Source organism: Caulobacter sp. GW821-FHT12A07, from assembly GCF_058807655.1.
The window spans coordinates 126,614-151,687 of sequence record NZ_JBXAQX010000007.1; the positions used below are offsets into that span (position 1 = coordinate 126,614).

Annotated in this window: 28 protein-coding genes and 1 tRNA gene; 15 read left to right on the plus strand and 14 right to left on the minus strand. The window is 68.5% G+C overall.

Going from position 1 to position 25,074, the window contains the following annotated elements; translation table 11 throughout:
- Window positions 1–31 precede the first annotated feature (31 nt).
- The gene (locus AC1RRS_RS15855; protein ID WP_487288348.1) at window positions 32–943 is read left to right on the plus strand and encodes an Hsp33 family molecular chaperone; all 912 of its coding nucleotides are present in this window, start codon (window positions 32–34) and stop codon (window positions 941–943) included.
- 180 nt (window positions 944–1,123) lie between these two features.
- Here AC1RRS_RS15855 and AC1RRS_RS15860 read toward each other — a convergent pair whose 3' ends face one another.
- The 4 genes from AC1RRS_RS15860 to metZ form a co-directional block, all read right to left on the minus strand.
- A complete protein-coding gene (locus tag AC1RRS_RS15860; RefSeq protein WP_110119967.1) occupies window positions 1,124–1,399 on the minus strand; it encodes a hypothetical protein in 276 nt (91 codons plus the stop codon).
- Between the two features lie 100 nt (window positions 1,400–1,499).
- Entirely contained in the window at window positions 1,500–1,847 is a 348-nt protein-coding gene (locus AC1RRS_RS15865) for a hypothetical protein (RefSeq protein ID WP_492855962.1), read from the minus strand.
- Window positions 1,848–1,921: 74 nt separating this feature from the next.
- Window positions 1,922–2,386: a Co2+/Mg2+ efflux protein ApaG gene (apaG, locus tag AC1RRS_RS15870; protein WP_110133203.1), complete on the minus strand. Its 465-nt coding sequence runs from the start codon at window positions 2,384–2,386 to the stop codon at window positions 1,922–1,924.
- Window positions 2,367–3,551 (minus strand): O-succinylhomoserine sulfhydrylase, encoded by a 1,185-nt coding sequence (gene metZ, locus AC1RRS_RS15875; protein WP_492855963.1) that lies wholly within the window; start codon window positions 3,549–3,551, stop codon window positions 2,367–2,369. The genes apaG and metZ overlap by 20 nt, the downstream gene beginning before the upstream one ends.
- A 206-nt stretch (window positions 3,552–3,757) precedes the next feature.
- On the opposite strand from metZ, the gene AC1RRS_RS15880 reads away from it, so the two are divergent.
- From AC1RRS_RS15880 to AC1RRS_RS15925, 10 genes are all read left to right on the plus strand, one after another.
- A complete protein-coding gene (locus AC1RRS_RS15880; protein ID WP_492855964.1) occupies window positions 3,758–5,059 on the plus strand; it encodes a glycosyltransferase in 1,302 nt (433 codons plus the stop codon).
- 74 nt (window positions 5,060–5,133) lie between these two features.
- Complete coding sequence (locus AC1RRS_RS15885) at window positions 5,134–6,162, plus strand: 2'-deoxycytidine 5'-triphosphate deaminase (protein ID WP_110119971.1); 1,029 nt, start codon at window positions 5,134–5,136, stop codon at window positions 6,160–6,162.
- Window positions 6,163–6,236: 74 nt separating this feature from the next.
- Window positions 6,237–7,121, plus strand: a complete 885-nt coding sequence (locus AC1RRS_RS15890) for a TraB/GumN family protein (RefSeq protein ID WP_492855965.1) — start codon at window positions 6,237–6,239, stop codon at window positions 7,119–7,121.
- 27 nt (window positions 7,122–7,148) lie between these two features.
- Window positions 7,149–8,042 carry a kinase gene (locus AC1RRS_RS15895; protein WP_492855966.1) on the plus strand — a complete coding sequence of 298 codons (894 nt, stop codon included), beginning with the start codon at window positions 7,149–7,151 and terminating at the stop codon, window positions 8,040–8,042.
- 160 nt (window positions 8,043–8,202) lie between these two features.
- Window positions 8,203–8,469, plus strand: a complete 267-nt coding sequence (locus AC1RRS_RS15900) for a hypothetical protein (RefSeq protein ID WP_492855967.1) — start codon at window positions 8,203–8,205, stop codon at window positions 8,467–8,469.
- Window positions 8,470–8,551: 82 nt separating this feature from the next.
- Window positions 8,552–9,001, plus strand: a complete 450-nt coding sequence (locus AC1RRS_RS15905; RefSeq protein WP_492855968.1) for a hypothetical protein — start codon at window positions 8,552–8,554, stop codon at window positions 8,999–9,001.
- 12 nt (window positions 9,002–9,013) lie between these two features.
- On the plus strand, window positions 9,014–9,607 hold the full coding sequence (locus AC1RRS_RS15910; protein ID WP_492855969.1) for a hypothetical protein: 594 nt from the start codon (window positions 9,014–9,016) through the stop codon (window positions 9,605–9,607).
- A gap of 7 nt (window positions 9,608–9,614) precedes the next feature.
- Window positions 9,615–9,809 (plus strand): helix-turn-helix transcriptional regulator, encoded by a 195-nt coding sequence (locus AC1RRS_RS15915; RefSeq protein ID WP_110119977.1) that lies wholly within the window; start codon window positions 9,615–9,617, stop codon window positions 9,807–9,809.
- 1 nt (window position 9,810) lies between these two features.
- Window positions 9,811–10,482, plus strand: a complete 672-nt coding sequence (locus AC1RRS_RS15920) for a hypothetical protein (RefSeq protein ID WP_492855970.1) — start codon at window positions 9,811–9,813, stop codon at window positions 10,480–10,482.
- Window positions 10,483–10,534: 52 nt separating this feature from the next.
- On the plus strand, window positions 10,535–11,425 hold the full coding sequence (locus AC1RRS_RS15925; RefSeq protein ID WP_492855971.1) for a TraB/GumN family protein: 891 nt from the start codon (window positions 10,535–10,537) through the stop codon (window positions 11,423–11,425).
- A 7-nt stretch (window positions 11,426–11,432) separates the two neighbouring features.
- On the opposite strand, the gene AC1RRS_RS15930 is transcribed toward AC1RRS_RS15925, so the two are convergent.
- The gene (locus AC1RRS_RS15930; RefSeq protein WP_492855972.1) at window positions 11,433–11,939 is read right to left on the minus strand and encodes a hypothetical protein; all 507 of its coding nucleotides are present in this window, start codon (window positions 11,937–11,939) and stop codon (window positions 11,433–11,435) included.
- Window positions 11,940–12,008: 69 nt separating this feature from the next.
- Window positions 12,009–12,596, minus strand: a complete 588-nt coding sequence (locus tag AC1RRS_RS15935) for an HD domain-containing protein (RefSeq protein ID WP_492855973.1) — start codon at window positions 12,594–12,596, stop codon at window positions 12,009–12,011.
- Between the two features lie 273 nt (window positions 12,597–12,869).
- On the opposite strand from AC1RRS_RS15935, the gene AC1RRS_RS15940 reads away from it, so the two are divergent.
- A complete protein-coding gene (locus tag AC1RRS_RS15940; RefSeq protein ID WP_492855974.1) occupies window positions 12,870–13,499 on the plus strand; it encodes a sce7726 family protein in 630 nt (209 codons plus the stop codon).
- Here the strand turns inward: AC1RRS_RS15940 and AC1RRS_RS15945 are convergent.
- From AC1RRS_RS15945 to AC1RRS_RS15955, 3 genes are read right to left on the minus strand one after another with little or no spacing between them, the layout of a single operon-like run.
- Window positions 13,414–14,505 carry a beta family protein gene (locus tag AC1RRS_RS15945; RefSeq protein ID WP_492855975.1) on the minus strand — a complete coding sequence of 364 codons (1,092 nt, stop codon included), beginning with the start codon at window positions 14,503–14,505 and terminating at the stop codon, window positions 13,414–13,416. The genes AC1RRS_RS15940 and AC1RRS_RS15945 overlap by 86 nt on opposite strands.
- A gap of 11 nt (window positions 14,506–14,516) precedes the next feature.
- Window positions 14,517–15,770: a helix-turn-helix domain-containing protein gene (locus AC1RRS_RS15950; protein WP_492855976.1), complete on the minus strand. Its 1,254-nt coding sequence runs from the start codon at window positions 15,768–15,770 to the stop codon at window positions 14,517–14,519.
- Window positions 15,767–16,216, minus strand: a complete 450-nt coding sequence (locus AC1RRS_RS15955) for a DUF6932 family protein (protein ID WP_492855977.1) — start codon at window positions 16,214–16,216, stop codon at window positions 15,767–15,769. Before AC1RRS_RS15955 ends, AC1RRS_RS15950 begins: the two co-directional genes overlap by 4 nt.
- A 584-nt stretch (window positions 16,217–16,800) precedes the next feature.
- On the opposite strand from AC1RRS_RS15955, the gene AC1RRS_RS15960 reads away from it, so the two are divergent.
- Window positions 16,801–16,875 (plus strand) — tRNA-Gly (locus AC1RRS_RS15960).
- Window positions 16,876–16,954: 79 nt separating this feature from the next.
- On the opposite strand, the gene AC1RRS_RS15965 is transcribed toward AC1RRS_RS15960, so the two are convergent.
- From AC1RRS_RS15965 to AC1RRS_RS15985, 5 genes are all read right to left on the minus strand, one after another.
- Window positions 16,955–17,392: an EF-hand domain-containing protein gene (locus AC1RRS_RS15965; protein ID WP_492855978.1), complete on the minus strand. Its 438-nt coding sequence runs from the start codon at window positions 17,390–17,392 to the stop codon at window positions 16,955–16,957.
- Between the two features lie 148 nt (window positions 17,393–17,540).
- Entirely contained in the window at window positions 17,541–19,037 is a 1,497-nt protein-coding gene (locus AC1RRS_RS15970; protein ID WP_492855979.1) for a PepSY-associated TM helix domain-containing protein, read from the minus strand.
- Window positions 19,037–19,600 (minus strand): hypothetical protein, encoded by a 564-nt coding sequence (locus tag AC1RRS_RS15975; protein WP_492855980.1) that lies wholly within the window; start codon window positions 19,598–19,600, stop codon window positions 19,037–19,039. The genes AC1RRS_RS15970 and AC1RRS_RS15975 overlap by 1 nt, the downstream gene beginning before the upstream one ends.
- Complete coding sequence (locus tag AC1RRS_RS15980) at window positions 19,597–21,903, minus strand: TonB-dependent receptor (RefSeq protein WP_492855981.1); 2,307 nt, start codon at window positions 21,901–21,903, stop codon at window positions 19,597–19,599. The genes AC1RRS_RS15975 and AC1RRS_RS15980 overlap by 4 nt, the downstream gene beginning before the upstream one ends.
- 119 nt (window positions 21,904–22,022) lie before the next feature.
- Complete coding sequence (locus AC1RRS_RS15985; RefSeq protein ID WP_487288324.1) at window positions 22,023–22,757, minus strand: helix-turn-helix transcriptional regulator; 735 nt, start codon at window positions 22,755–22,757, stop codon at window positions 22,023–22,025.
- A 95-nt stretch (window positions 22,758–22,852) separates the two neighbouring features.
- Here AC1RRS_RS15985 and AC1RRS_RS15990 point away from each other — a divergent pair, with 95 nt between their 5' ends.
- Window positions 22,853–23,614, plus strand: coding sequence for a glutathione S-transferase family protein (locus AC1RRS_RS15990; protein WP_492855982.1), 762 nt, complete (start codon window positions 22,853–22,855; stop codon window positions 23,612–23,614).
- Between the two features lie 83 nt (window positions 23,615–23,697).
- Window positions 23,698–24,423: an energy transducer TonB gene (locus tag AC1RRS_RS15995; protein WP_492855983.1), complete on the plus strand. Its 726-nt coding sequence runs from the start codon at window positions 23,698–23,700 to the stop codon at window positions 24,421–24,423.
- Window positions 24,424–25,074 lie beyond the last annotated feature (651 nt).

A 25,074-nucleotide genomic window follows, 5' to 3' on the forward strand; every position in this document is an offset into this window, starting at 1 on the left:
TTTTCCGCCAAAGCGCCTATCTAACCGCCCCATGAGCGACGCCGCCCCCCAGATCACCGTTCCCGACGACCTCGTTTCCGCCTTCCAGATCGAAGGCCTGCCCGTGCGCGGCCGCGTCGTGCGGCTGGGCGAGGCGGTCAACGAGGTGCTGACCCGTCACGCCTATCCCGAGCCGGTGGCCAACCTGCTGGGCGAGGCCTGCGCGCTGGCCGCCCTGGTCGGCTCCAGCCTGAAGTTCGAGGGCCGGCTGATCGTCCAGGCCCAGGGCGACGGTCCGGTGCGCTACGTGGTCGTCGACTACGACACCACCGGCGGCCTGCGCGGCTATTGCCGGTTCGACGAGGCCGAGGTGGCGGCCGTCTCGGAAGGCTTCGTGCGTCCGGGCGCCAAGACCTTGCTGGGCGGCGGCGTATTCATCATGACCCTCGACCAGGGCCCCGACATGGAGCGCTACCAGGGCGTCACGGCCATCGAGGGCGAGAGCCTGGCCCTGTGCGCCGAGCAGTACTTCATGCAGTCCGAGCAGATCCCGACCCGAGTGCGCCTGGCCGTCGGCCAGGTGGACACCGGCGAAGGCCCGACCTGGCGCGCCGGCGGCGTGCTGATCCAGACGATCGCCGGCGACGAGACCCGCGGCGAGACCAAGGAAGCCTGGAACCACGCCCAGGCGCTGTTCGAGACCACGGGCGAGGACGAGCTGGTCGATCCGACCGTGCCGACCACCACCCTGCTGTGGCGCCTGTTCAACGAGGACGGCGTGCGCCTGATCGAGGAAAAGCCGCTGCGCGCCTTCTGCCGCTGCTCGGAAGAGCGGATCGGCGTGGTGCTGCAGTCCTTCTCTCCCGAGGAGAAGGCCGAGATGATCGAGCCGGACGGCAAGATCCACGTGACCTGCGAATACTGCTCGCGGGTCTACGCCCTGGAGCCGAACGGCGAGGCTTAAGCCTCCGGTCGCGCCGTGTCTTCAGGAACCTCCCCCTGTGGGGGAGGCGATCGCGTAGCGATCGGTGGGGGGAGTTGGTGAAACCTCCCGACGCCCCGCAAGCTGAAAACGGCCCCCCACCGGCCTTCGGCCGCCTCCCCCAGAGGGGGAGGTTCCCGTAGGGTCGGGAGAGCTGGCCCCCTAAGCCCGCCCGATCACGTATTCATGCGTCAGGTCGAGATCCAGCCGCACCGAGCCGGCCGGCGGTTCGCATGCGTCCAGATGCGGCGGCTCGCCCAGCACCAGATAGGCCTGGGCGTTGGGCTCGAGGTTGTTGAAGCTGATCTTCGACGAGCCGCCCGGCGGGATCGTGCGCGCCAGGCTGACCGGTCTGGTCGCGGCCTTGGAAAACACCACGACCGTCGAGTTCTGGGTGTCGTCGCTTCGGTTGATGAGGGTCAGCTCGTAGTCGGCCACGCCGCAACCTCCCTGTGTTTCGCGGTCTGACGCCGCAAAAGGAAGTAAACGCGTAACGCCGTTACTTGGCAACGGCGCAGGTTGCGGCGTGGCCGGCCGGTTATTCGTAGCTGACCAGGAAGGCCCGGTTGGGCTGCTGGATCACCGTGGCGGTGGTCTCGCTCTTGTCGGTGAAATCGACCTCGATCGGGGCGCTGGCCACCGAGCTGTGGTCGATCTCCTCGCCGGCCTCATAGGCGATGTCGTTGACGTAGAAGTGCGGCGCCGGCTCGCCGTCTTCGGGCGTGTAGTTGACGACGTCGAAGCCGCCGTTGGTCACGTGCTGGAGGGTGGCCCAGGCGTTGGTGTAGACGCCCGGCCCGGCCGTCGCGGGCTGCTGGGCGAAGATCGTGTAGCTCTGCGGCGCTACGGAATGGTTCTCGACGCGGATCGTGTAGGTGGTCGCCATGGTCTTCCCCCTGTGGCTGAGACAGGGGGATTCAATATCTCAAAGTTGCAGGCTGGGAAGGGGCGCGCGCGAGTTTAGTTCGCGCGGCGCGCGGCGCCCGGCAGATGCAGCGAGAACTCGGGGATCTCGGCGGTGAACGGCTCGCCGGCCTCGGTGACCATCTGGTAGCGGCCGACCATCGTGCCCGACGGCGTCGGCAGCGGGCAGTTGGACACGTAGCGGAAGGCCTCGCGCGGCCGCAGTTCCGGCTGCTCGCCGACCACGCCCGAACCCTCGACCTCGTTGCTGCGGTTCATGGCGTCGGTGACCTTCCACCAGCGCGCCACCAGATGCACGGTCTCGACGCCGTGGTTCTCGATCTCGACGGTGTAGGCCCACAGATAGAGGCCCTGCTCGGGCGAGGATTCCTCGGGCAGGTAGCAGGGCGCGACCCGCACGACGATGTCGCGCGTGCGGGCCTCGTAGATGCCGGTGTCGGCGCCGCGGCGCCGACGGATCCGCTTCAGGGGCGGACTGGACTCACGCCTGGTCGAGCGCACGGATCACGTCCCGGGTCAGGTCGTCGAGGCTTTCCAGGCCCACCGACAGGCGCACGCCGCCCTCGGTCACGCCCAGCAGCGGGCGCATCTCCTCGGGCACCGAGCGGTGCGTCGTGGTCGGCGGGTGGGTGGCCATCGACTTGGCGTCGCCCAGATTGTTGGAGATGTCGACGATCTCCAGCGCGTTCAGGAACTTGAAGGCCGCCTCGCGCGAGCCGAGGTCCAGCGCGATCACCGTGCCGCCGCCGCTCATCTGGCTCTTGGCGACGTTGTGGCCCGGGTGGTCGGGGCGGAAGGGATAGAGCACCTGCGTCACCTTCTTGTGCTCGGCCATGGTGTTGGCCAGGGCGAAGGCGCTGTCGGTCTGGCGGCGCACGCGCAGGTCCAGGGTCTCCAGGCCCTTGAGCATCACCCAGGCGTTGAACGGCGACAGCGACGGGCCGGTGTGGCGCATGCTGTCGCGGTAGAATTCCTCGTTGATCGCCTCGGTGGTCAGGATCGCCCCGCCCAGCACCCGGCCCTGGCCGTCGATGTGCTTGGTGGCCGAATAGACGACGACGTCGGCGCCCAGCTCCAGCGGCTGCTGGAAGATCGGCGTGGCGAAGACGTTGTCGACGATGACCTTGGCGCCGACGGCGTGGGCCAGTTCCGACACCGCGCGGATGTCGGTGATCGCCAGCACCGGGTTCGACGGCGTCTCGATCAGCACGGCCTTGGTGTTGGGGCGGATGGCCGCTTCCCAGGCCTTGATGTCGGTGGCGTCGACGAAGGTGGTTTCGACGCCGAAGCGCGGCAGCCACTCGGCGATCAGCCAGCGGCACGAGCCGAACAGGGCGTTGCCGGCCACCACGTGGTCGCCGGCCCGCACCAGGCCCATCAGCGAGGAGTGGACGGCGGCCATGCCGGTGGCGGTGGCGCGGCAGACCTCGGCGCCTTCCAGCAGGGCCAGGCGGTCCTCGAACATCTTCACGGTCGGATTGTTGAACCGCGAATAGACGAAGCCGGGGTCCTCGCCCGAAAAGCGGCGATCGGCGCCCTCGGCGCTGTCATAGGTGAAGCCCTGCGTCAGATAGAGCGCCTCGGCGGTCTCCATGAACGGCGAGCGCGCCAGACCCCCGCGGATCAGCTTGGTGGCGACGTCCCAGTTCTTCGGATCTTCGGACACGCGATACTCCCGATGACGAAAAGGCCCGCGCCTGCCGCTTCGGCGGACGCAATCGCGGTGGGTATAGGCGATCTTTCACCGCTTCGTCACGGTCCGAGCGCGCCAGGCGAGCGAGAGGGTGGTGTCGGTCGCCTGACGGGCGTCGCAAGCCTTGCCTTGGCGCGCCGTTGCGGTTCCCATCCAGGCGGGCGGTAAAGGGGGCAGGGATGGCGGCCGGACGAAGGATCGTGCTGGCGACCACGGGTTCGCTCGGCGACCTGCACCCCTTCCTGGCCCTCGCCCTGGCCCTGCGGCGCCTGGGCCACGTTCCCGTGCTGGCGACCCACGAGGACCACCGGGCCAAGGTCGAGGCCGAGGGGCTGGAGTTTCGCCCGCTGCGGCCCAGCACCGAAGAGATCCAGGCGCGGCTGGGCCTGGATATCGCCGACGTGTTCGAGCGGATGGCGCGCGATCCCGACTTCCTGCTGCGCGACCTGCAGATGCCCTTCCTCTCCGAGACCTATGAGGACGTCCGCGCTGCGGCCCAGGGCGCGGACATGGTCGTGACCCACAACATCGTCTTCGGCGCGCCGCTGGCGGCCCGGGCGCTGGGCCTGCCGCTGGTCCGCGTCGCCCTGGCGCCGATCTTCCTGCAGTCGGCGACCGAACCGTCCGAGACCGGGCCGGCGCCCTACGTCTTCTCGCCGCGCTCGCCCGTGGCGGTCGGCTGGAACCGGTTCGTCCGCTCGCTGGTGCGTCACAGGATCGCCGCGTCCCTGAAGCCCCTGCGCCGGCTGGGCCGATCGCTCGGCGTCGCCCATGCCGGCGCCGACGCCCTGTTCGACTGCGGCCACGGCGACGGCGCGCCGATGCTGGGCCTCTATTCGCCGCGCTTCGGTCCGGTCCAGCCCGACCATCCCGCCGGCCTGACCCTCGTCGGCTTTCCGTCCTACGACAGCGAGGCGGGCGGGACGCAGGCCCTGGATCCGGCGCTGGCGGCCTTCCTCGACGCCGGTCCGGCCCCGATCGTGTTTTCGCTGGGCAGCTTCGCGGTCCACGCGCCGGGCGACTTCTATCGCGCCAGCCTCGAAGCGGCGCGCGGCCTGGGACGACGGGCGCTGCTGCTGGCCGGGGCGGAGGAGGCGCAGCGCCTCAAGGGCGAGCGGGGAGGGGACGTGTTCGTGGCCGCCTACGCCCCCCATTCCCAGGTCTTCCCGCGCGCCGCCGCCATTGTCCATCACGGCGGGATTGGCACGACCGCCCAGGCTCTGCGGTCAGGTAGGCCGCAGCTGGTGACGCCGTTCCTGGGCGACCAGCACGACAACGCCCGACGGGTGAAGCGCCTGGGCGTGGGGCGCAGGCTCCGGCCCGACCGCTACGAGGGCGGCGGCGCGACCGAAGCTCTGCGGATCTTGCTGGAAGACCCCGCCTATGCGGCCGCCGCCGAGGCCCTGGCTCCGGCGTTTCGAGTCGAGGACGGCGCCGAGGCGGGCGCTCTCTATCTGGACGGGCTGCTCGAGCGGGCCTGACGGCGCCCAGATTCTCGCGGCGGCTCCCATAGCGCCCTTGCCTCGCGGCGCCGCTTTGGGGGAGTGTGCCGCCGATGACCGACGCCCATTTCGCGGGGATTCTGCCCTGCCAGACCATCGAGGACCTGATCGCCCAGGAGGCGATCACCTCGCAGACGCCGTTCGACCGTGACCAGGTTCAGCCGGCCAGCCTCGACCTGCGCCTGGGCGTGCGCTGCTGGCGGGTGCGGGCCTCGTTCCTGCCGGGCGTCGCGCGCCGCGTGCCCGAGCGCCTCAAGGACGTGGCCATGCACGAGCTCGACCTGTCGAAGGGCGCGGTGCTGGAGAAGGGCTGCGTCTACATCGCCGAGATCCAGGAGCGCCTGGCCCTGCCGGCCAACGTCGCCGCGCGCGGCAATCCGAAGAGCTCGACCGGCCGGGTGGACGTCTTCGTGCGCCTGCTCAGCGACCGCTCCAAGGCCTTCGACGACATCGAGGCCGGCTACGAGGGCCCGCTCTATATCGAGATCGCGCCCCAGACCTTCTCGGTGCTGGTCCGCGCCGGCACGCGCCTGAACCAGCTGCGCCTCAAGCGCGGCGAGCCGGCCAAGCTGGCCATCCGCAGCGTCGGCGTCGACCTGACGCCGGGCGAGACCGGCATTGTTGGCTTCCGCGGCCGCCGCCACGCTGGCGTCGTCGATCTCGACCACGAGGACGGCCACGACCCGCGCGATTTCTGGGAGCCGCTGGAGACCCGCCATGGCGAGCTGCTGCTCGATCCGGGCGAGTTCTACATTCTCGCGTCCAAGGACGACGTCGAGATCCCGGTCATGGAAGCTGCCGAGATGACCCCGATCGATCCGTCGGTCGGCGAGTTCCGCGTCCATTACGCCGGCTTCTTCGATCCGGGCTTTGGCACGGAAGAGGCCGGGGCCGTCGGCTCCAAGGGCGTGCTCGAGGTGCGCAGCCACGAGACCCCGTTCCTGCTGGAAGACGGCCAGACCGTCGCCCGCCTGGTCTACGAACCCCTGACCGCCCGTCCGGCCCGCCTCTATGGCGAGGGCGGTTCGCACTATCAGCGGCAGGGGCTGAAGCTTTCGAAGCACTTCAAGCCGTGGCGTTAGGCCGCGGCGCTCGCCGCTCGCGCGGTTAACCCCCTTCGCTCTAGGCTGAGACCGTATTCCTGTCGGGGGAAGCGATGGTTTCAGCGTGGGTGAAGGGCGTGCGACGCCTGCTGGCGGTCATGACGGCCGTGGCGGGGCTGTCCGGCGTCGCCCATGCCGCCCCGGCCATGTGGGAAGTCAGCGACGGCGACTCCCGCATCTATCTGTTCGGCTCGATGCACGTGCTGTCGCCTAAGCTCCAGTGGCGCACGCCCGCCTTCGACCGCGCCTACGCCCAGGCAGGCAAGCTGTGGTTCGAGACCCGGGTCGACGCCGACCCCGCCGCGGTGAAGGCCCTGGTCGATCGCTACGGCGTCGATGTCGACCGCTCCCTGACCGAAAAACTGCCGCCGCGCACCGTCGCCAGCCTGCGCGCGGCGCTGGACCAGCGCGGCGCCAGCCTCGACCGCGTCGATCACCTGCGGCCCTGGGCGGCGGCGATGATGCTGTCGGTGCTGCCGCTGACGCAGGCCGGCGGCTCGGTGGCCAGCGGCGCCGACGCGGCCGTCACCCGCCAGGCCGTCCGCGCCGAAAAGCCCGTCCTGGCCTTCGAAAGCTTCGAGCAGCAGTTGCGCCTGTTCGCCGACCTGCCGGAAGCGGTCGAGGTGCAGTATCTCGACGACGTCGCCGCCGAGCAGAACGCGCCGCCGCGCCGGGGCGTCGACTTGCAGAAGGCCTGGCTGAAGGGCGATGTCGATCGCCTGGGCGCGATCCTGGTCGCCGGCATGCGCCGCGACCGTCCCGAATTGTACGAAGCCCTGCTCAAGCGCCGCAACCTCGCCTGGGCCGAGGTTCTCGACCGCGAGATGGCCGACTCGGGCGTCGAGCTGGTCACGGTCGGGGCTCTGCACATGGCTGGCCCCGACGGCCTGCCGGCCCTGATGAAGGCGCGCGGCTATCGCGTGCGGCGGGTGCAGTAACCGCGCGAAGCGGTGCATGGTCGGGGCATGAGCGCGCCCGACCCGTCCTGGCTTTCCGATTTCATGCGCGACGAGCGGCTCGGTCCGGACTTCGTCGAAGCCTTCCACGTGCTGCACCGGCCTTTGGCCGAGCGTCTGGCCGCCGCCGCGCGCGCCCATGGCCGCCCGGGCTTCGTCGCCGGCCTGTCGGGACCGCAAGGGGCGGGCAAGTCCACCCTGGTGGCGGTGGTCGCCCGGCTGCTGGAGGACGAGGGGCTGAAGGTCGCCACCCTGTCGCTGGACGACCTCTACCTGACCCGCGCCGAACGCCTGAAGCTGGCCGCCGAGGTCCATCCGCTGCTGGCGACGCGCGGCCCGCCGGGCACGCACGACGTGGCGCTGGGCCTCGCGACGCTCGACAGCCTGGCCGGGCAGGGGAGCACGGCCCTGCCGCGCTTCGACAAGGCCGCCGACGACCGTGCGCCGGGCGCGGCCTGGCCGACGTTCGACGGTCCCGCCGACGTCGTCCTGCTGGAAGGCTGGTGCCTGGGTGCGCGGCCGCAAGGTCCGGCGGCCCTGGCCGAGCCGGTCAACGCCCTGGAACGCGACGAAGATCCTGACGGCGCCTGGCGCGGCTTCATCGACGCCGCCCTGGCCGGTCCGTATCGCGAGCTCTTCGACCGCCTCGACTGGCTGGCCGTGCTGACCGCGCCCGACTTCGCCACGGTCAGGACCTGGCGGCGCGAGCAGGAGGCGAAGCTTCAGGCGCGGCTCGCCGCCGAAGGCAAGCGAGGGGGCCTCGACCCTGCGGCCCTGGAGCGCTTCCTCGACCACTACGAGCGGCTGACGGCCTGGTGCGCCGCTGACCTGCCAGGGAGGGCCGACATGCACGTTCGGCTGGATGCGAACCGACGGCCGCTTACCCCGCCGCGAGTCGCCTAAAAGGCAAGTCGGGCGACCTGCTCAAGCTGTCGCGCGACACGGCGTCGCACTACATGTGGTGTCGGTCACGTTAACGGTCATCAAGTGCTAGTGTCCGGTTGTTGCGATTACACGCAGATTCGGTTTCGGATCCGCACGCGTCGACAGGAGCCATCGCGTCATGAACCGCCTCTTTTCCGGCCCGTTCTCGACCCACAGCCAGCGCGTTTCCGCCTGGGAGCGGGCCGAGCGCATCCCCGGTTGCGACAAGGCCGTCTGGCGTTGCGACGCCGAGGGCCGGGTGATCCGCTGGGACGACTACGGCGACCGCTTCTCGCAATACGGCTGGCTGCTGCACGCTGACCCCAGGGCCCACTGGCTGGCCAAGGCCCTGGGCGTCATCCCGCCGATGCCGCTCCACTGGCGGGGGGAGCGTAACGCGGCTTAAGCGCGATTTTTGTACAGGGTCCTTGACACGACTCTGGATTGCGATGTCAATGTACCTTGTCATTTTGACGGGGGTGCTTGGCATGTCGGGGCTCAGCAGAGCGAATAAACGCCTGATCGGCGTTGTCTTCGGAACGTTCGCGGTCGCCATTTTCGGCGGGATCATCGGCGGCGTGCTGATGGTGCTGAGCCGCAAGTCGCCTCTGGCCGCCAGCCTGTCGGAACTGGCCGTCGCCGGGGTCATGGCCGTGGTGATTGTCGTGACCCTGTGGCTCAGCGCCCGCTGGTGGCGCGCGGCCGACGAGATGGTGCGCGAGGCGCACAAATGGGCCTGGTACTGGGGCGGAAGCAGCGGCATCGGCGCCGGCGCGGTCCTGTTCGCCAACGTCGCCCTGTTTCCCGCCTCGTTCAACGCCTCGCTGGCCGGCGCCGCGCCGTCCACGATCTTCATCGGCGGCGTGGGGCTGTGCTTCATGCTGCAGATCGCGGGCTACGTGCTGGCCTGGGCCGGCTGGTGGCTGGTGCGGCGCTGAGGGGGCGAAACGATGAACGCCTTCAAGAAAAAGAACCGTCCCGCCGAAGCCAAGCCCGCCGCCCTGGCCATCATCGCCGTCAGCGGGATCGGCGGCTCCATGGCCCTGCTCCTGAACGGCGACGGCGAATGGCCCAGCTATATCGGCGCGGTGGGCATGGTGCTCGCGGCCGTCGCCTTCAGCACGACGGCGGGCCGGCTCTACGGCGGCGACCCGGTGCGCCCGGCGTTGCGCGGCTTCCTCATCGGCTTCTTGGTGTCCATCACCGCCTATGCCCTGCTGTTGTTCGGCGCGATCCGGCTGCACGCGGCCGGACTGGCCGAAGGCGCGCTGGGATACGCCGCCGCCCTGGCCCCGGCGCTGGCCCTGGTCGGCGCCTTCGTCAGCCTCGGGATCTACCTCCATCGCGAGACCGACGAACTGTTGCGGCGGGTGGCGGTCGAGAGCCTGCTTTGGGCTCTGGGCGGCGTGCTGACCCTGGCCACGGCCTGGGGGATCCTGGAGGGCTTCGGCCTGGCGCCGCATCTCCAGCTGTGGGTGGTCGCGCCGGTGTTCGCCGTGCTGTTCGGCCTCTCCCACGGCCTGGTCTCCTGGCGCTACCGCTGACGCTGACATGAAGAACCGCCTCAAGGTGCTGCGCGCCGAACGCGACTGGAGCCAGGCCGACCTGGCCCAGCGGCTCGACGTCTCGCGCCAGACCATCAACGCCCTGGAGACGGGCAAGTACGATCCCAGCCTGCCGCTGGCCTTCAGGATCGCCCGTCTCTTCGGCCAACCCATCGAAGCCATCTTCCAGGACGAGGCCTGACATGAGCGCCGAGCCGCAAGTTTCGAAAGTTTCGCCCCGCGCCCGCCGGGCGCTGATCCTGATGATCGCCGGCCTGCCTGTCGGCTTCTTCGGCGGGCGCTGGCTGCTGGACCTCAGGCGCGACGGACATTGGGGCGGGTTCGACCCGTCGGGCGGCGACATGCTCGCCCTGATCCTGGCGGCGTTCCTGGTCTTCGCGGGACTGGTCACCGCCGGCCTCGCCGGCAGCCGCAAGGCCCTGGGCCGGCGGATCAACGGCGACGACGCCCGCGCCGCCACCCCCGCCCAGGCCCGGTTCTACGCCGGCCAGGGGCTGGTGCTGATCCTGGCCGGCGCGATGCTGGCCGCGCCGCCGCTGGCCGTGACCCTGTTCGACCCGCTGTCGCCGCTGCTGGCCTCCGCGGTGATGACCGGCCTGATCGCCCTGTTCCTGCTACAGGCCGTCGGCAACATCAGCCAGTGGATGCGCAGCGACGAACTGCTGCGCCGGACCATGGCCGAGACGGCCGCCGTCTCGTTCATCCTGCTGCAGGGGCTGCTGTTCCTGTGGGCGGCGGGCGAGAAGCTGGCCCTGCTGCCGGCCCTGACCCTGTGGGACGCCTTCAACGTCACCATGATCGGCTATCTGGCGATCTCCATGCTCGTCGCCTGGCGGCGAGGCTTCGTCGACTAGCCGCCGACCCGATCCTTTTTCCTTTCCGACCGACCTTCACTAGGGGAGCTGCATGTTTCATTCGTCCATCAAGACCCTGCGCCGCGCCGTCGTCGGCCTCGTCTCGGTCCTCGCCCTGGGGGCGGCGACTCCGTCCCTGGCCGATCCCGCCCTGTGGGTGATCAAGGACAAGGACTCGACGATCTACCTCTTCGGCACGGTCCACGTGCTGCGGCCGGAGACCCAGTGGCGCACGCCGAAGCTGGACGGGGCCCTCAAGGCCTCGAGCGAACTGGTCACCGAGGTGGCCGGCGCCGATGACCCTGCCGTGATGCAGCCGCTGGTGATCCAGTACGGCATTGACCGCGCCACCCCGCTGTCGAAGAAGCTGTCGCCCGCCGACTGGGACAAGGCCGAGGGCTATGCGGCCGAGATGGGCCTGCCGCCCGCGGCGTTTGACGGCCTGCGTCCCTGGATGGCCTCGGTCACCCTGGCGCTCGGCCCAATGCTGAAGGCCGGCTTCGACCCGAAGAAGGGCGTGGAGCAGGTGCTGACCGCGCAGGCCAAGGCCGCCGGCCAGTCCCTGGGCAGCCTGGAGACCCCCGAGCAGCAGATCCGCTTCTTCGCCGACCTTTCGCCCAAGGACGAGATCGACCTGCTGGAATCCACCCTCGACGAGGTCGACGAAGGCCCGGCCAAGCTCGACGCCCTGGTCACCGCCTGGGCCGCCGGCGACCAGAAGGCGCTGGAAGCCGAGTTCGTCACCGAGATGCGCGGCAAGTATCCGCCGCTCTACAAGAGCCTGATCGTCGCCCGCAACACCGCCTGGGCCGGCCAGCTCAAGACCAAGCTGGACGGCAAGGGCGTCAGCTTCGTCGCCGTCGGCGCCGGCCACCTGGTCGGTCCCGACAGCGTCCAGGCCGAACTGGCCAAGCTGGGGATCAAGGCCGAGCGGGTTCAGTAAAGGCCGCTCAGGCCTCGGCCGCCGGCGCCCCGCGCAACGGGACGGCCCGCTTCACGCCATGCTCGTCGAGCATGCGCGCGAACGGGTCCCCCTCGGGGATCGGCGCGCCGAGCGCCCTGGCGACGACGGTTCCTGCCTGGAACAGCAGGCCGGTCGGCACGGCTCTGACCGCATAGCCGGCCAGGGCTTCGTGGTGCTCGAAGGCGTTGATCTTCAGGACCCGCAGGTTGGGCTCGTAGAGCTTGGCGTAGCGGTCGGCGTTGATACGGGTCACGCCGAAGCCGACCCCGAAACAGACCAGCAGCAGCGGTATCTTGCCCGGCGGCGGATCGCTCGCCAGGCTGTGCGCGAGGAACGCGTCGCCGCCGACCTCGTAGGCCTTGCCCTCGAACAGCCTGCGGTCGCACCGTCCGCACTGCGCGGCGATGGCGGCGGCGGCGGCATGGAAGTTGTTGTGCGTTCCGCAGTGCGGACACGCGGTTCCATGGATCGCGGTCCCCTGGATGTCGACCATGTTCGCCCCCCGCCGGATCGTCCGGCGTAGTCTAGGGGAGGTCGCGTCCGGAGCAACCTGGGCGGGTGCTCATTCCGGGCGCAGATAGATCGATCGCTTCGGCGTGCTCATCACCCGTCGCAGCATCGGCTCGAACGCCTCCAGCGGCATCTTCTCATAGGCCGGGTCGAAGGCCGGCTGGTCGTACTGGTGGCAGAACTTCGCCGTCCGCTCGAAGTGCGGATGACCCCTGAACGCCTCGCGCATGTCGCGGTCCAGGCCCAGGTGATGGAAGAAGTAGTAGCCCTGGAAGATCGCGTGGTTGGCCACCATCCAGTGGTTGGCCTCCGACACGAAGGGCTGGACGATCGCCGCGGCGATGTCGGCGTGATTGCGCGGCCCCAGGATGTCGCCGATGTCGTGGAGCAGAGCGCAGACCGCGTACTCCTCGTCCTCGCCGGCCAGGTGGGCGCGGGTGGCGGTCTGCAGGCTGTGCTCCAGCCGATCCACCGCGAAGCCGCCGCAGTCGCCCTGTAGGAGCTTGAGGTGCCCGATCAGCCGGTCGGGCAACTCGCGCCCATAGTCGCCCGCCGCCCGGGCGATGATCCCCCAGTCCTCGGCCGTGCCCTCGGTCATGGCGTGAAACCGCGCCCGCGGATGCTCCTCGCCGTCGGCCATGGCGTCCTCCTCCCGAACGTCTGTTTGACACGGAGGCTGCGCCCGTGCGGGGCGGCCGTCAACTTCGGGGCGGGGAGGGGGGGGGGGCAGCGGCTGAGCGATGGGGCGTGGGGCGCCTAGTTCCAATGTCCGTTGCGACAGCCGCCAAGGGTCAGCTTGGCAACGCCCTGTGGCAAACCTGCCGCCCATAGGCGTCAGCAGCGGTATCGCTCGCAGCCCCTTCGCATCGATTGCTGATTGCGTGCGACGGAGTCCGGGGTTTAGACCAAGGCCATGACGGTTCGGCTCAAGGACGGTGATCTGCGTGAGGCGGCGCTTCGGCGGCTGCTAGCGCACGCACGCGCCTGCCCCGACACTCTGGTCCTGAACGAGCTTGGCTTGGCGCACGGCGCTTCGCGCGTCGATATCGCGGTGATCAACGGCCACATCCGTGGCGTTGAAATCAAGGCCGAGGCCGACACGCTTGAGCGACTCCCACGTCAGGTCGAAGCCTACGGACGGGTGGTGGACCGGGCCACTTTGATTGCTTCCGAGCGTCACCTGCCGGCGGCGATCGATCTGCTTCCCGACTGGTGGGGCGTCATGTCCGCGCGTCGGGCGGCCAACGGCGCGGTGGTGTTTCGTTGGGTTCGCGAGGAGCGCGCTAATCGGAGCACTGACCCTGTGACGCTGGCGCGCTTGCTTTGGCGAAGCGAGGCGCTGGCGCTTCTTGAGGCCAATGCATGTGATCATGGTCTTCAACGCGCGCCACGGTCGGTTCTCTACACCGAACTGGCCAACCGCCTGCCCAAGACCAAGCTGGCGGCGCTCGTGCGCGCTACGCTAAAGGCGCGTGCAGATTGGCGAGATCGTCCACCACCTTCGTCATGTGATGGTTCGTTCCCACCCAGCGCCATGTCGTGAGGGTGCCGGTACTGTTCTTGCCCTCGCTACATTCACGGATGTAGTCGCTTCCCTTGGAGAAGCCGGGCGGAAACACTTTACCCGATTTTACGACCGTTCCGCAGTGGGTGCGATATTGGCCAAAGCCGTTGTCGCGAACATTGTTGCCTTTGATGATCAGCCAGTTGTCCTCGATCGTGTAGCGGACCGAGGCCGAAGGCTTCAGAAGCCGCATGTCGCCCGAGGGAATATCGGTCGAGGCGATGGTGTAGTCGCCAAAAGTCAGCCGGCGGAACGTTGCCGGCAGAAGACCATCGAGCATCTTGTAGAGCCGCCATTCCAGTCGGGGCAGCGTCTGACTCGTCGCCTTGATGTCGCCCATCGAGACCGGGAACGAGGTGCCTACCAGCACCAAGCTTCGAGCCTGGGAGAAGGCGTCTTCGCCCTGCAGGACGGCGGCCAATAGACCGGCGAGATCCTCCAGCGGATCGAAGTTCTTGGCAGCCAGATCGATGATCAGGTCGGTATGCGCCAGATCCGCCTCGAGATTGGCCAGCAGCCTGGCGAGCTTGCTGCCGAAGTCCGGTTCGGTGATCTCATCGAGACTGACCCGGATCGCCAGACCAAGCTTATCCTCGGCCATGGCAGCGGCGATGGCGTTGTAATGGGCCAGGTCGCGCTCCAGCCGCGTTACCGGAATTAACGTACCGCCTTTGCCACGCACCTCAGACATCAGGTAGGTCAGCGGATGGGTTCCGTCGGACATTCGCGCCAACGGGTCAAGCAGGGCGGTCTCTAGAAAGGCTAGACGGGCACCCCACTTGAGATCGAGGCGCTTGGCGAACGGTTCCAGCTGTTCGTCGATCGTCTTTTTGACCTTCTTCTTCTCAAAGTCGTACTCGGGAGGCGTGACCTCGATTAACGGCACGACCCGCTCAGCCACTTCATCGCCAAGCCGCATCAACGCCTGGTACTCGCCTTGCCGCCATTTCAGGACGGGCACGTAGTCAAAGGCGGTGAGCGACATCTTCCAGGCTCCTATTGGAACTGGCGGCGGACCTCGCCGGCGCCGACGAGATCGCGAAACAGGGTGTAGTCCCCGGCTTCACGGCGGATGCGACCGGCGATGATCGCGGGGTGAACGCCAAGCTTGGAGGCGTCGGCCTTGATGGCGCGTTCGGTGCGCGTGAACCGCGAGACGCAGGTCTTCCAGAGGTCCGCTGGCAGCAGCGCTTCCTGGGCGAAGAGATCGGCCTCGTCCTCGACGGCCGAATGACCGGGTGTCTCGGTGTCGTCGAAGATCGCCTGGAATTGGCCCGAACCTATGTGCAGGGCCAGATGTCCGACCTCATGCAGCAGCGTGAACCAGAAATTGTCGAGGCGATCGTGACGAAGCGTCAGGCCCACGACGAAGACGCCGCTGCCCGTCCTCAGAGCCGCCCCGTCCAGCAAGGTTCCAGGAAGGTGAGGCTCGATGACCAAGGCGACGCCGACCTCGCGCAGAACAGCCTCAGCGCGTTGGGGCCCGTCGTCATGAATGCTCGCGTGAACCAATTCCCGAGACCAGGCTTTGTCGAGGCTGGATGCATGGAATTTCGCAGGCGGCGCGCGACGCTCGGCCAGCATCGACACGCGCGCCTCCCAAGCCAGCAGAGCGGCCTGCTGGGTGTTGGAGCCCGCGCGCACAGAGCGTCGATGCAGCGCGCTCGGCGACCAGGCTGACGACTGAAAGAAGGCGGGCACAAGTCTATCGGCCGTCTTCTTGGCTTGCGACAGCGTGCCTTCGAAGCCCTCGAAATAGCCACGCTTGAACATCTCGGTGATCGGATAGGCGAGCGGATCCTCGCCGACCCCGCGTCCGCTCGTCTCCACGCGTAGCAGAGCGTGTTCGCGCACCTGGATATCGAGCGCGGAGACGATTTCGGCCAGTCGGCCGAGGTTGGCGGTCTGATACCGCTCGGCTTCGTAGCGCTGGATCTGCTGTTCGGCGACTCCGATGAACTGACCAAGCTCGCGCTGGCTCATACCCCGCGCGATCCGCGCCTTGATCAGAATGTCAGGGAGGTCGTGCAGGCCTTCGGCCTCGAAGGCGATGATCCGGCCCGAACGCAAATCCTCATACTGGTCCGCGTCCTCGACCAGTTCGTCGATCTGGCTTTTCAGCCCCGCGATCTGAGCCTGGCGGAGTACGGGGTGCACGCCGTCCTGAGCGACGGAGACCGCGGCTAGTTCGGTCGACAGACGGTCGATGATCGCTCGTGCGGATCGATACTGCTTTTCGTTGGTGATCATGCGTTGGGTCCCTTGGGGGCGCCGAGATCGACACGCAAAATGCCCTTGGGGCGAGCCGAGAATTTCTCATTTTGGAAGAGAGGGAGATTGCCAGGCTGTCCCGGCAACAGGATCGGGAACATTTCCCCGAAGTATTTCGCCTTTTGCGCCTCGCGCTTGCCGACAAAGTCCAAAAGCACCGGATCGAGCAACGTGTAGTCGACGCCGGCCATGTCCCAGCAGCCATCAAAGTCGCCGGGATCAGGCTTTCCGGTCACGAAGCTGCCATCAAGGAAAATCGTGGCGCAGCCGGCACCGATCAGCTGCGCGACCACGCGCTGAAACCCGCCGAACAACCAGCGCCGATGCAGCGTCGTGGCGAAACGCGTTTCGATCTCGTCCATCGACGCGACATGGATTCCTGGCGGCAAAACCGGCCAAGGCGCGGGCGATCCGATGTCGATCAAATCAGGAATCATGTGAACACAATAATTATGTTGTGTCGAAATAGCAAATTTGCCAAGCGCGACTTCCGTGGGTCGCTCTCGCATAGCGTGAGGCTTCGCTGTGCGCATTCAAAATCGCGCGGCATCTCGCGAGCTCATGAAACGCTGGATCGATTCCATAAGATACTGAAAAGCCTAAATATGGAGATCGGTCGACGGGCGCGATCGGTCCCGTCGCGTCCTTCGAGCCGCTTGCGCTCGCGGCTCCTGCTGGTCCGCACCTTTGCCGCCCCTCACACCCTTGGCCTGGAGATTCCGGTGTCTCAGATGGTCGCGCTCCACCGCCTAGGAGCGTCGCATGCAGCGGTTCATCGTCTACAATCGGGCCTCCATCAAGCGGCAGGGCGATAGCCGCCTGGAGGCTCGGATCTCGGTGTGAAGCAGTCCGCTTCCATGACCCCATCCCCACGCCTCATTGCGCTTGAGCACGCCACGAAGACCGGGTAGACGGGACGCCTTCGGAACGGTCTCTGTAGACCGCTGTGTAAACCGATCAGGTTCAGAACAGCGGTGAGGGCGGTAAGCTCTTGAAAACATTGACGCGCGCGGGCGTAGTTCAGAGGTAGAACGTCAGCTTCCCAAGCTGAATGTCGGGGGTTCGATTCCCCCCGCCCGCTCCAAACTTCCCAGACAGTCGAGACCAAGCCCCGGCCGGTCGGCGCGGTCCGGATCGTCGGATCCGTCCGCGCCGGAAGCGTCCTACTTGTCGTCGCCGGTGATGAAGCCGTCGCCGTCCTTGTCGCGGCTCTTGAACTCGCGGTCGGCCAGGGCGGTGATCTCGGCCAGGGTGACCTTGCCGTCCCCGTTCCCGTCCTTGTCGGCGGCGGTGACCGCGTCGATGCGCTTCTGGGTCTTGGGATCGTCGGCCGGGGCGGCCTTCAGGTAGAACTGGGTGATCTCGTCCAGGGTCAGCTTGCCGTCGCGGTCGGCGTCGAGCCTCTTGAACAGGCTGGCCCGCTCGGTGGTCCATTCGGCCGGGCTGACCTTGCCGTCGCCGTCCTTGTCGATCCGGGCCAGGCCGCCGTTCAAGGGCTCGCCGGCCAGGGCCGGGCCGGCCAAGGTCAGGCCGGCCAAGGTGAGGGAGGCGCCGGCCGACAGGATCGCGGCCAGGGCGACGAGGGTCTTCGTGCGCTGCATGGGAGTGTTTCCTCGCTATCGTTTCTTGTTGTCGGGCGTGCGTCGGACGGGTTCGGAGGCGTTGCCCCCGCGTCCTGCTCGCACGCCCGAGATAGCGGCATTATTTCAATATACGAGTCAATGACTCATATATTGGGATTTATATCCATCACGCCTGGGCCGTCCGGCGCGACGCCCAGGCCGACGCCGCCAGCAGGCCGGCCCCCAGCACCAGCGAGGCGTCTAGGATCCAGGCTACCGGATCCACCGTCCGGCCGGTGTTGAGGCCCAGGTGCACCAGGGCCACCAGGGCAAGGCCCACGGCGCTGGCCAGGCGCAGGCGGATCGACAGCGTCGCCGGCGTCCACAGGAACGCGCAGGCGTTGGCCGCCAGGGTGACGCCGCCCCACACCGCGACCGGCGGGACGCTTGGCGCCAGCAGGGCGACGATGGCCGAGACGGCGTAGGCCAGGGGCTGGCTCCAGCAGAAGGCGACCCACACCCGCTCCCAGCGCGGGGCCGGGCGGCCCTTGTCGCGCCGGCGGGCCAGCCAGATGGCGACGCCGCTGGCGGTGACGGCCGTGAGGCCAAGGCCCAGCAGGAAGTAGGCGACCTTCACCGGCCAGCCGCCGAACCAGCCGAAGTGCAGCGGCGTCAGGCTGGAATAGATGGCCATGCCCAGGTTGCCGCTCTCGAAGCCGGCCGGGCCCAGCACCTTGGCGTTTCCGTCGACGATGATGATCTCGCCGCGCGACAGCTTGCCGGGCGTGGTGCGGTTGACGCTCATGTGCTGGCCGGTCTCGCCGGGGTGCTCGACGAAGATGTAGTTGAAGCCGGCCTTGGGGTTCTGGGCCTGCAGCACGGCCAGGCCCCTGGCGACGTCGATTACCGGGGCGGGGCGGGCGTCGTCGGCCACCGGCGGGCCGCTGAACAGGGCGAAGACCTTTTCCCGGTTCCCGTCGAACACCACCATGGCCAGCACGCCGACGATCAGCACGCTAAGGCCCAGGAACGCGCCGGTCAGCGACACCACCACGTGGAAGGGCAGGCCCCAGACCGAGATGCGGTTGTGCAGGTCGGCCTCCTGCAGGCGCTTGGAGCCGCCCCATCGGAAGGCGAAGGCGTCCTTGAACACCCGGGGATGCGACAGCACGCCCGAGACCAGCGAGGACAGTAGGGCCACGCCCGTCAGCCCGACCAGGAAGAAGCCCCAGGTGCCGGGCAGGTGCAGGGCGGTGTGAAGCTTGGCCTGGAACTGGCTCCACGGCGTCTTCTGCTCGGCGACGATCTTGCCCGAGGCGTCGGCGAACCAGGTGTGCTCGCCGCCCTTGGCGTCGTCGCCGTGCACCGACAGACGGGGCAGGGCGGGCTCGGGCATGCGGATGAAGAGGTCGTGGGCCTTGGGGTTCTTGGCCAGCACCTCCTCGAAGGCCGCGCCGACGGCGGCCGGGGTCACGCTGTGCAGGACGGGGGCCGTGGGCTGCTCCCAGCGATTGAACTCGCTGGTGAACACCGCCACCGCGCCCGAGAAGCAGACCAGATAGATCAGGGCGGCGAAGGCGAGACCCAGCGCCGAGTGGCCGGCCAGCATGGCGCGCACGAAGGCGGCGGGGATCTTCGGCCAGATCGGCTTGCCGGGCTTGGGCTTGGCTTGCGGGGCGTGCATCAGAGGGAGCCCTTCAGGAACACGGCGCCGAAGCCGAGGACGGTGACGCCGACCAGCACGGCCAGGGCGCGCAGGATCTTGTCGTCCGACAGGGTCCAGGCCATGCCGCCGGCCCACAGGAACGGCACCAGCATGCCGCCGATGATCAGCCGGGTCTTGACCTCGGCGGGAAAGCAGACGGCGACGGCCAGGCCGACGCCCATGGCCGCGGCGCCGCCCAGCGGTCCCGCCAGGAAGCCGCGCAGCCAGCCGCGCCAGGCGACGCGGCGGCGGTCCGACGGCTCCAGGGCCAGCTCGCGCGGGGCCTTGCGCCTGGCCGTGCGCAGCTCGACCCCGACCGCGACCACGGCCAGGGCGACCGTGGAGGCCAGGGCCAGCATGATCGACGGACCGCGCACCACCCCCAGGATCGGGGCGGAGGCGACGAGCGCCGCCGCCAGCAGCGCCCAGCCGCCGACGATCAGCCAGGGGCGGCGGGCGTCGGCGTGGGTCCAGGCGCGCCGCAGCAGCAGCGCGCCGGCCAGGGCGATAGGCGCGAGGGCGAGACCACCTAAGCCGATCACCAGCGGGTCTCCAGCGTCACGCCGAGAATGCGCGGCTCGCCCAGCAGGGCTACCGGCACGTCTTCGCGGGTGTACTGCTTGTACTTTTCGTTCAGCAGGTTCTTGCCGAACACATAGGCCCCCCAATGGGCGGCCTCGTAGCCGAAGCGGCCGTTGACCAGAGTGCGGGCGTCGGCGATGCGGCCGTCCTGCTCGCCGCCGGCCTCGGTGAAGGCCTTGGCGCGGTAGTTGGCGTTGAGGTTGGCGACCAGGCCGTTGTCCCAGCGGTAGTCGCCGCCGACCGCGAAGGTCCAGTGCGGAGCGTAGGGGAATTCCGAGCCCGACAGGTCGCGGATGTCCGACCCCGTGCCGACGCGGAACTCGTCGAACTTGGTCCTGGTGTGGCCCAGCGACGCCCACCAGCTGGCCTTGGGCGACAGGCGCTGGTTCAGCTCCACCTCGAAGCCGTAGAGGTGCGAGGTTCCGGCGTTCTCGACCTGGTAGTCATAGGTGTTGAGGCCCAGGTTGACGATCACCTGCTGGTCGCTCCAGTCGACATAGTAGGCGTTGGCGTTGGCCGTCAGCCCCCACTGCGGCCAGTAGGAGCGCAGCGACAGCTCGTAGTTCCAGGTGAATTCCTGGTCGTAGGGCACGACGGTGGCGCGGGCGACGTTGACCGTCGAGCCGCCCGAGCGATAGCCGCGCTGCACGACGAAGCTGGTCGAGAGGTCGTCGGTCCAGGCGTACTTGACGCCGAGCTTGGGCAGGAAGGCGTCGAACTTGCGCGTCGAGCCGGGCGAGGCGGCGCCGGCCTGGGCCACCATCGAGGCGACGAAGTTGTTCACCAGCACCACGTACGGCGCGTAGGCGCCGAAGTTGGCCGGGGTCGGATAGGTTCCGGCGAACACGGCCGTCTGCGACGACTCCTGCTCGTTCTCCTCGTGGTCGTAGCGGAAGCCGGCCAGCAGGCTGAGCTTCGAGGTCAGGTCGAAGCTGCCGTCGGCGAACAGGGCGGTGGTGGTGACGATCTCCGGCGCGTCCGACGAATAGTCGACCGGGATCACCGGCAGGGCGGCGACATAGATGGCCGCGAAAACGTTGGCCTGCGCCTGGGCCGTGGCCAGCGGCGTTCCGCCGCTCACCAGGGTCGAGGTCAGCACGCTGACCAGGGTGGCGGTGGGGAAGGTGACGTTGGTCAGGCTGGCCGACTTGCGGTCGGAGTCGCGTTTGGCGTGATAGAGGCCGACCAGGCCCTTCAGCCGCTCGCCGTCGTAGTTCAGGCGCACTTCCTGGCTGGTGGTCTTGGTCAGCTCGTCCTGGCCGCCGTAGGACAGGGTCTGCGGCGTCAGGTCGGCGTCGTAGCGCTGCACCAGGTCGACCTTGCTCCACGAGAACGCGCCCGAAAGGGTGAAGCGCTCGCTTAAGGCCTGTGAGAGCTCCAGGTTGAAGATGTCGGTGGTGATGTCGCTGGTGTTGGGCGTGTCGGTCTTGCTGACGCGGTGGTCGTAATAGTCCGGCGTGTCGGTGCGGGCGTAGGTGTAGAGATAGCCCGACTTGTTTTCGTTGCGGCTGTAGGTGGCGATCGCCTTGAAGCCTTCGAGGGCCGTGGGCGTCAGCAGCAGCTTGCCGCGGTAGGAGCGGGTGTCGGTCGCGTCGTCGTCGCGCTTCTGGACGGTGTTGTAGATGAAGCCGTCGCTCTGGCGATCCTCGAAGGCTAGGCGGAAGGCCAACTGGTCGGCGACGATCGGGCCGCCGCCGGCCAGGCCGATCGAGCGGTCGTCGCCGCTGGCCGCGGTGGCGCGGGCCTTGAAGTTCCAGTCGAAGGTCGGGTCGGTGGTGCGGATGATCACCGCGCCGGCCAGGGCGTTGCGGCCCTGCAGGGTCGATTGCGGACCCCGGAAGATCTCGACCTGACCGACGTCCCACATCTCCAGTGGGCCGCCGTACATGGCGCGCTCGGGAATGGCCGCGCCGTCCAGATAGACCGTGGCCAGGCCGCTGGTGCCGCCGCCCGAGACGTTGTTGTTGGCCACGCCCCGGATGGTGAAGCCGCTCTTGCCGTAGGTCTCGCTCATGTTCGCCGTGCGGGCGACCACGTCGTAGAAGCTGCGGATCTGCTCGCGCTCGATCGTGCGGGCGGTGGTCACGGCTACGCTGGTGACGGTGTCCTGCAGCGAGCGGGCGGTCTTTTCTCCGGTCACGACCACGGCGTCGACCGCGGTGGGGGCTTCGGGCGCCGTCGCGATCGGCTCCTCGGCTCGAACCACGCTCGCCAGCGCCGCCCACGCGCCCAGGGCGCTCGCCATCATCAACCGCGATCTCATGCACTTCCCCCGTTACTAAGAACGGGTCGCAGCTACCGGGCGTTCAATTGCGAGTCAAATGCAAACTCATTCGCAAAAGTAATCGCTGGGCGCGTGGTTTCGATGGCTGACGCCCAGGTTCAGGAGGAGGGCAGGGCCGGTCCCGCCGCCTTGGCCGCATCGTAGGCGGCCCATTCCTCCTCCATCTGCCGCTGCCAGCGCGCGCGCAGCACGGCCGGCCGCTGGCCGTGGCGGTCGTCGAGGAACTGCGCCGCCACCACCCGGTCGGTGCGGAAGTTGCGGAAGTCGCTGCGCAACTCGCACCAGGCGATCAGCATCCGCACGGTGGAGAGGTAGCCCACCGTCACCGGCCAGACGACCCGCTGGCTGACCGCGCCCTTCTCGTCGCGATAGTCCAGCCGGATCTTGCGGCCGGCGTGGATCCAGGCCCGGGTCTGGGCCATGTCGATATTGTCGGGCGTCGGGTTCCACGGCGCGGGGGCGCGGGTCGCCGGCTCCAGCACATAGGGCCGCAGGTTGTCGGGCACGGCGGCGGCGATCTTGGCGATCAGATCGCGGGCGGCGGTGGCCAGGGCGGGATCCCCGCGGCCGGCCACCCATTGGGCGCCCAGCACGGCGGCTTCGATCTCGTCCGGCGTCAGCATCAGGGGCGGCATGTCGTATCCGGCCTCCAGAACATAGCCGACGCCCGCCTCGCCGCGGATGGGCGCCCTCTGACCGACCAAGGCGGCGATGTCGCGATAGACGCTGCGCTTGGAGGTCTCCAGTTCGGCGGCGATGGAGTCGGCGGTGACCGGCGTCCGGCTGCGGCGAAGGATCTGGATGATCTGGAATAGGCGTTCAGCGCGTCTCATGGGTCCCACAGTGCCGGATCGTTGCTGACAGCATGCTGGCAGCAGGGTGGCGGCAGTCTGTCCTCATCGCAAGACCGCACGAGAGGGACCTCGAGATGATCACGCTCTACGCCGCCGGCCCGGCCTACGGCCTGCCTGAGGGAAGCCCCTACGTCACCAAGACCGAGATCCACCTGATGATGGCGGGCCTGGCCTACCAGAAGGTCCCGGCCCATCCCGAGACCTCGCCCAAGGGTCAGCTGCCCTGGATCGACGACGACGGGGTCAAGGTCGCCGACTCCACCTTCATCCGCGCCTATCTCGAGCGCAGCTACGGCGTCGACCTCGACGTTGGCCTTACCCGGGTCGAGCGCGCCCAGGCCTGGGCGATCGAGCGGATGGTCGAGAACCAGCTGGGCTGGGCCAACTGCTACTTCCGCTTCTTCGACTTCGACAATTTCGAGAAGGGGCCGGCCCACTGGTTCGACGGCGCGCCTGAGGCCATGCGCCAGGACCTGAAGGCGGGCCTGCTTGACGCGGTCGAGGCCAATCTCAAGGCCGTCGGGATCGGTCGCCATGGCCCGGACGAGATCGTCGAGCTGGCCGCCTGGTCGCTGACCGCGCTCTCGGAGATGCTGGGCGACAAGGCCTTCCTGATGGGCGAGCGGCCGACCAGCGTCGACGCCATCGCTTTTTCCATGTTGGCCCAGATCCTGACGCCGTTCTTCGACTCGCCGATCCGCCAGCGGGCCGAGGGGTTCTGCAACCTCGTGGCCTATGCCGAGCGGATGCTGGCGACCTTCTATCCGGCCTTCGCGCCCCAAGGCCGTGAGGAGGTGAGGCCTCAGGCTGGGCAGGAGACCCTGTGGGCCGCGTGATCCGTAGCCGTCCGGACGTTGTTTCGGGGCGCGCCTTCCTGTAGATGCGACGCATTCTTATCGAGTGCGTGGAGTCTATCGGCGTGGGACGACCCCGGACGGGCGGGCGAGGCGGGGACAAGGCGCTCGCGGCGGGCGTTTCCCTGGGCCTGCACGCGGCCGCCGTTCTGGCGCTCGTCGGCTTCGTGCGCACCATGCCGGGCCTGTCCGAGCCGCCGGCCATGGAGGCGGCGCTGTTCGAGGCCCTGACTCCCAGCCCCGAGCCTTCGCCGTCCCAGGCGTCCAGCGAGCGGCGGGCGCAGGAAGTGCCGCGCGAGGCCCGCAGCGTTTCGCCGATCCGGCCGCGTTCGCTCCCGATCCCCGCGCCCGAGCCGCTGTACGCCGCCCCGCAGGTCGCGCCACAGCCGGTCGAGAGCCGGGTTTCGTCGTCGGTGACCCCCGTCGCGGCGGTCGCCGCGGCCGCCTCGGCCCCGGCCGGCGGCGGCGCGCCGGTGCAGGTTCGCGGCGACGCGTCCAAGTCGCACGACCCCTACGCCGCCCAGGTGCTGTCGTGGATCGAGGCCCGCAAGACCATGCCCGAGGCCCTGCGCCGCCGCCGCTCCCAGGGCGTCGTGGTGGTGGCCTTCACCCTCGACCGCTTCGGCCGGATGTCGCGGGCGGTGGTGGTCGAAAGCAGTGGCGACCACGCCCTCGACGCCGCCGCCATGGACCTCCTCACCGCCGCCGCCCCCTTCCCCAAGGCCCCCCGCGACTCCGACTGGAACCGCCGGCGCTTCGAGACCCCGATCGCGTACGCGGTGAAGGGGTAGGCCAGGATCCTCCCCCTCTGGGGGAGGTGGCCCGAAGGGCCGGAGGGGGGCCGTTTTCAGCTTCCGCAACGCCGACCTTCTTCCCCCGTAAAATCCCCGCGAAAGCGGGGACCCAGGCTTTTTCTGAAATCCACGACCGCTGATCCCTCTCCCCTTGCGGGAGAGGGTGGCCTGCGAAGCAGGTCGGGTGAGGGGTCTCTCAAAACTGAAAGCCGCGTGCAGCGGTCAGGCCGGGCGGTAGCGTCTCCCATCTGAGAGACCCCTCATCCGTCGGCTTCGCCGCCACCTTCTCCCGCAAGGGGAGAAGGAAAGGTTGATACGCACGCTGCTCACACGGCGTAATCGGAAAAGAGTTGAGCGAACTCAACGCCCTACAACTTTATAACCCCAACTTATCCTCCCCTACCCAAACCACCCCCATAATCAAAGCCATCCCAGCCATGGGGAGGGCTCTTGGTACCGGCCCGAGTTAGCGGCTGCGGATCGCATCGAGCGGGGCCGCTTGGGGCGTCATGGGGAGGGCGGGTTTGCAGGATCGCTCAGAAGGCGTGATTGGGCCGCCAGCCGTTCGGTGACGAGACTTGCGGGTCGACAGGGCCGGGATCGTTTCAAACCGGCCTAACAGGATCAGCCGAGGCGCCGCCGGATCAC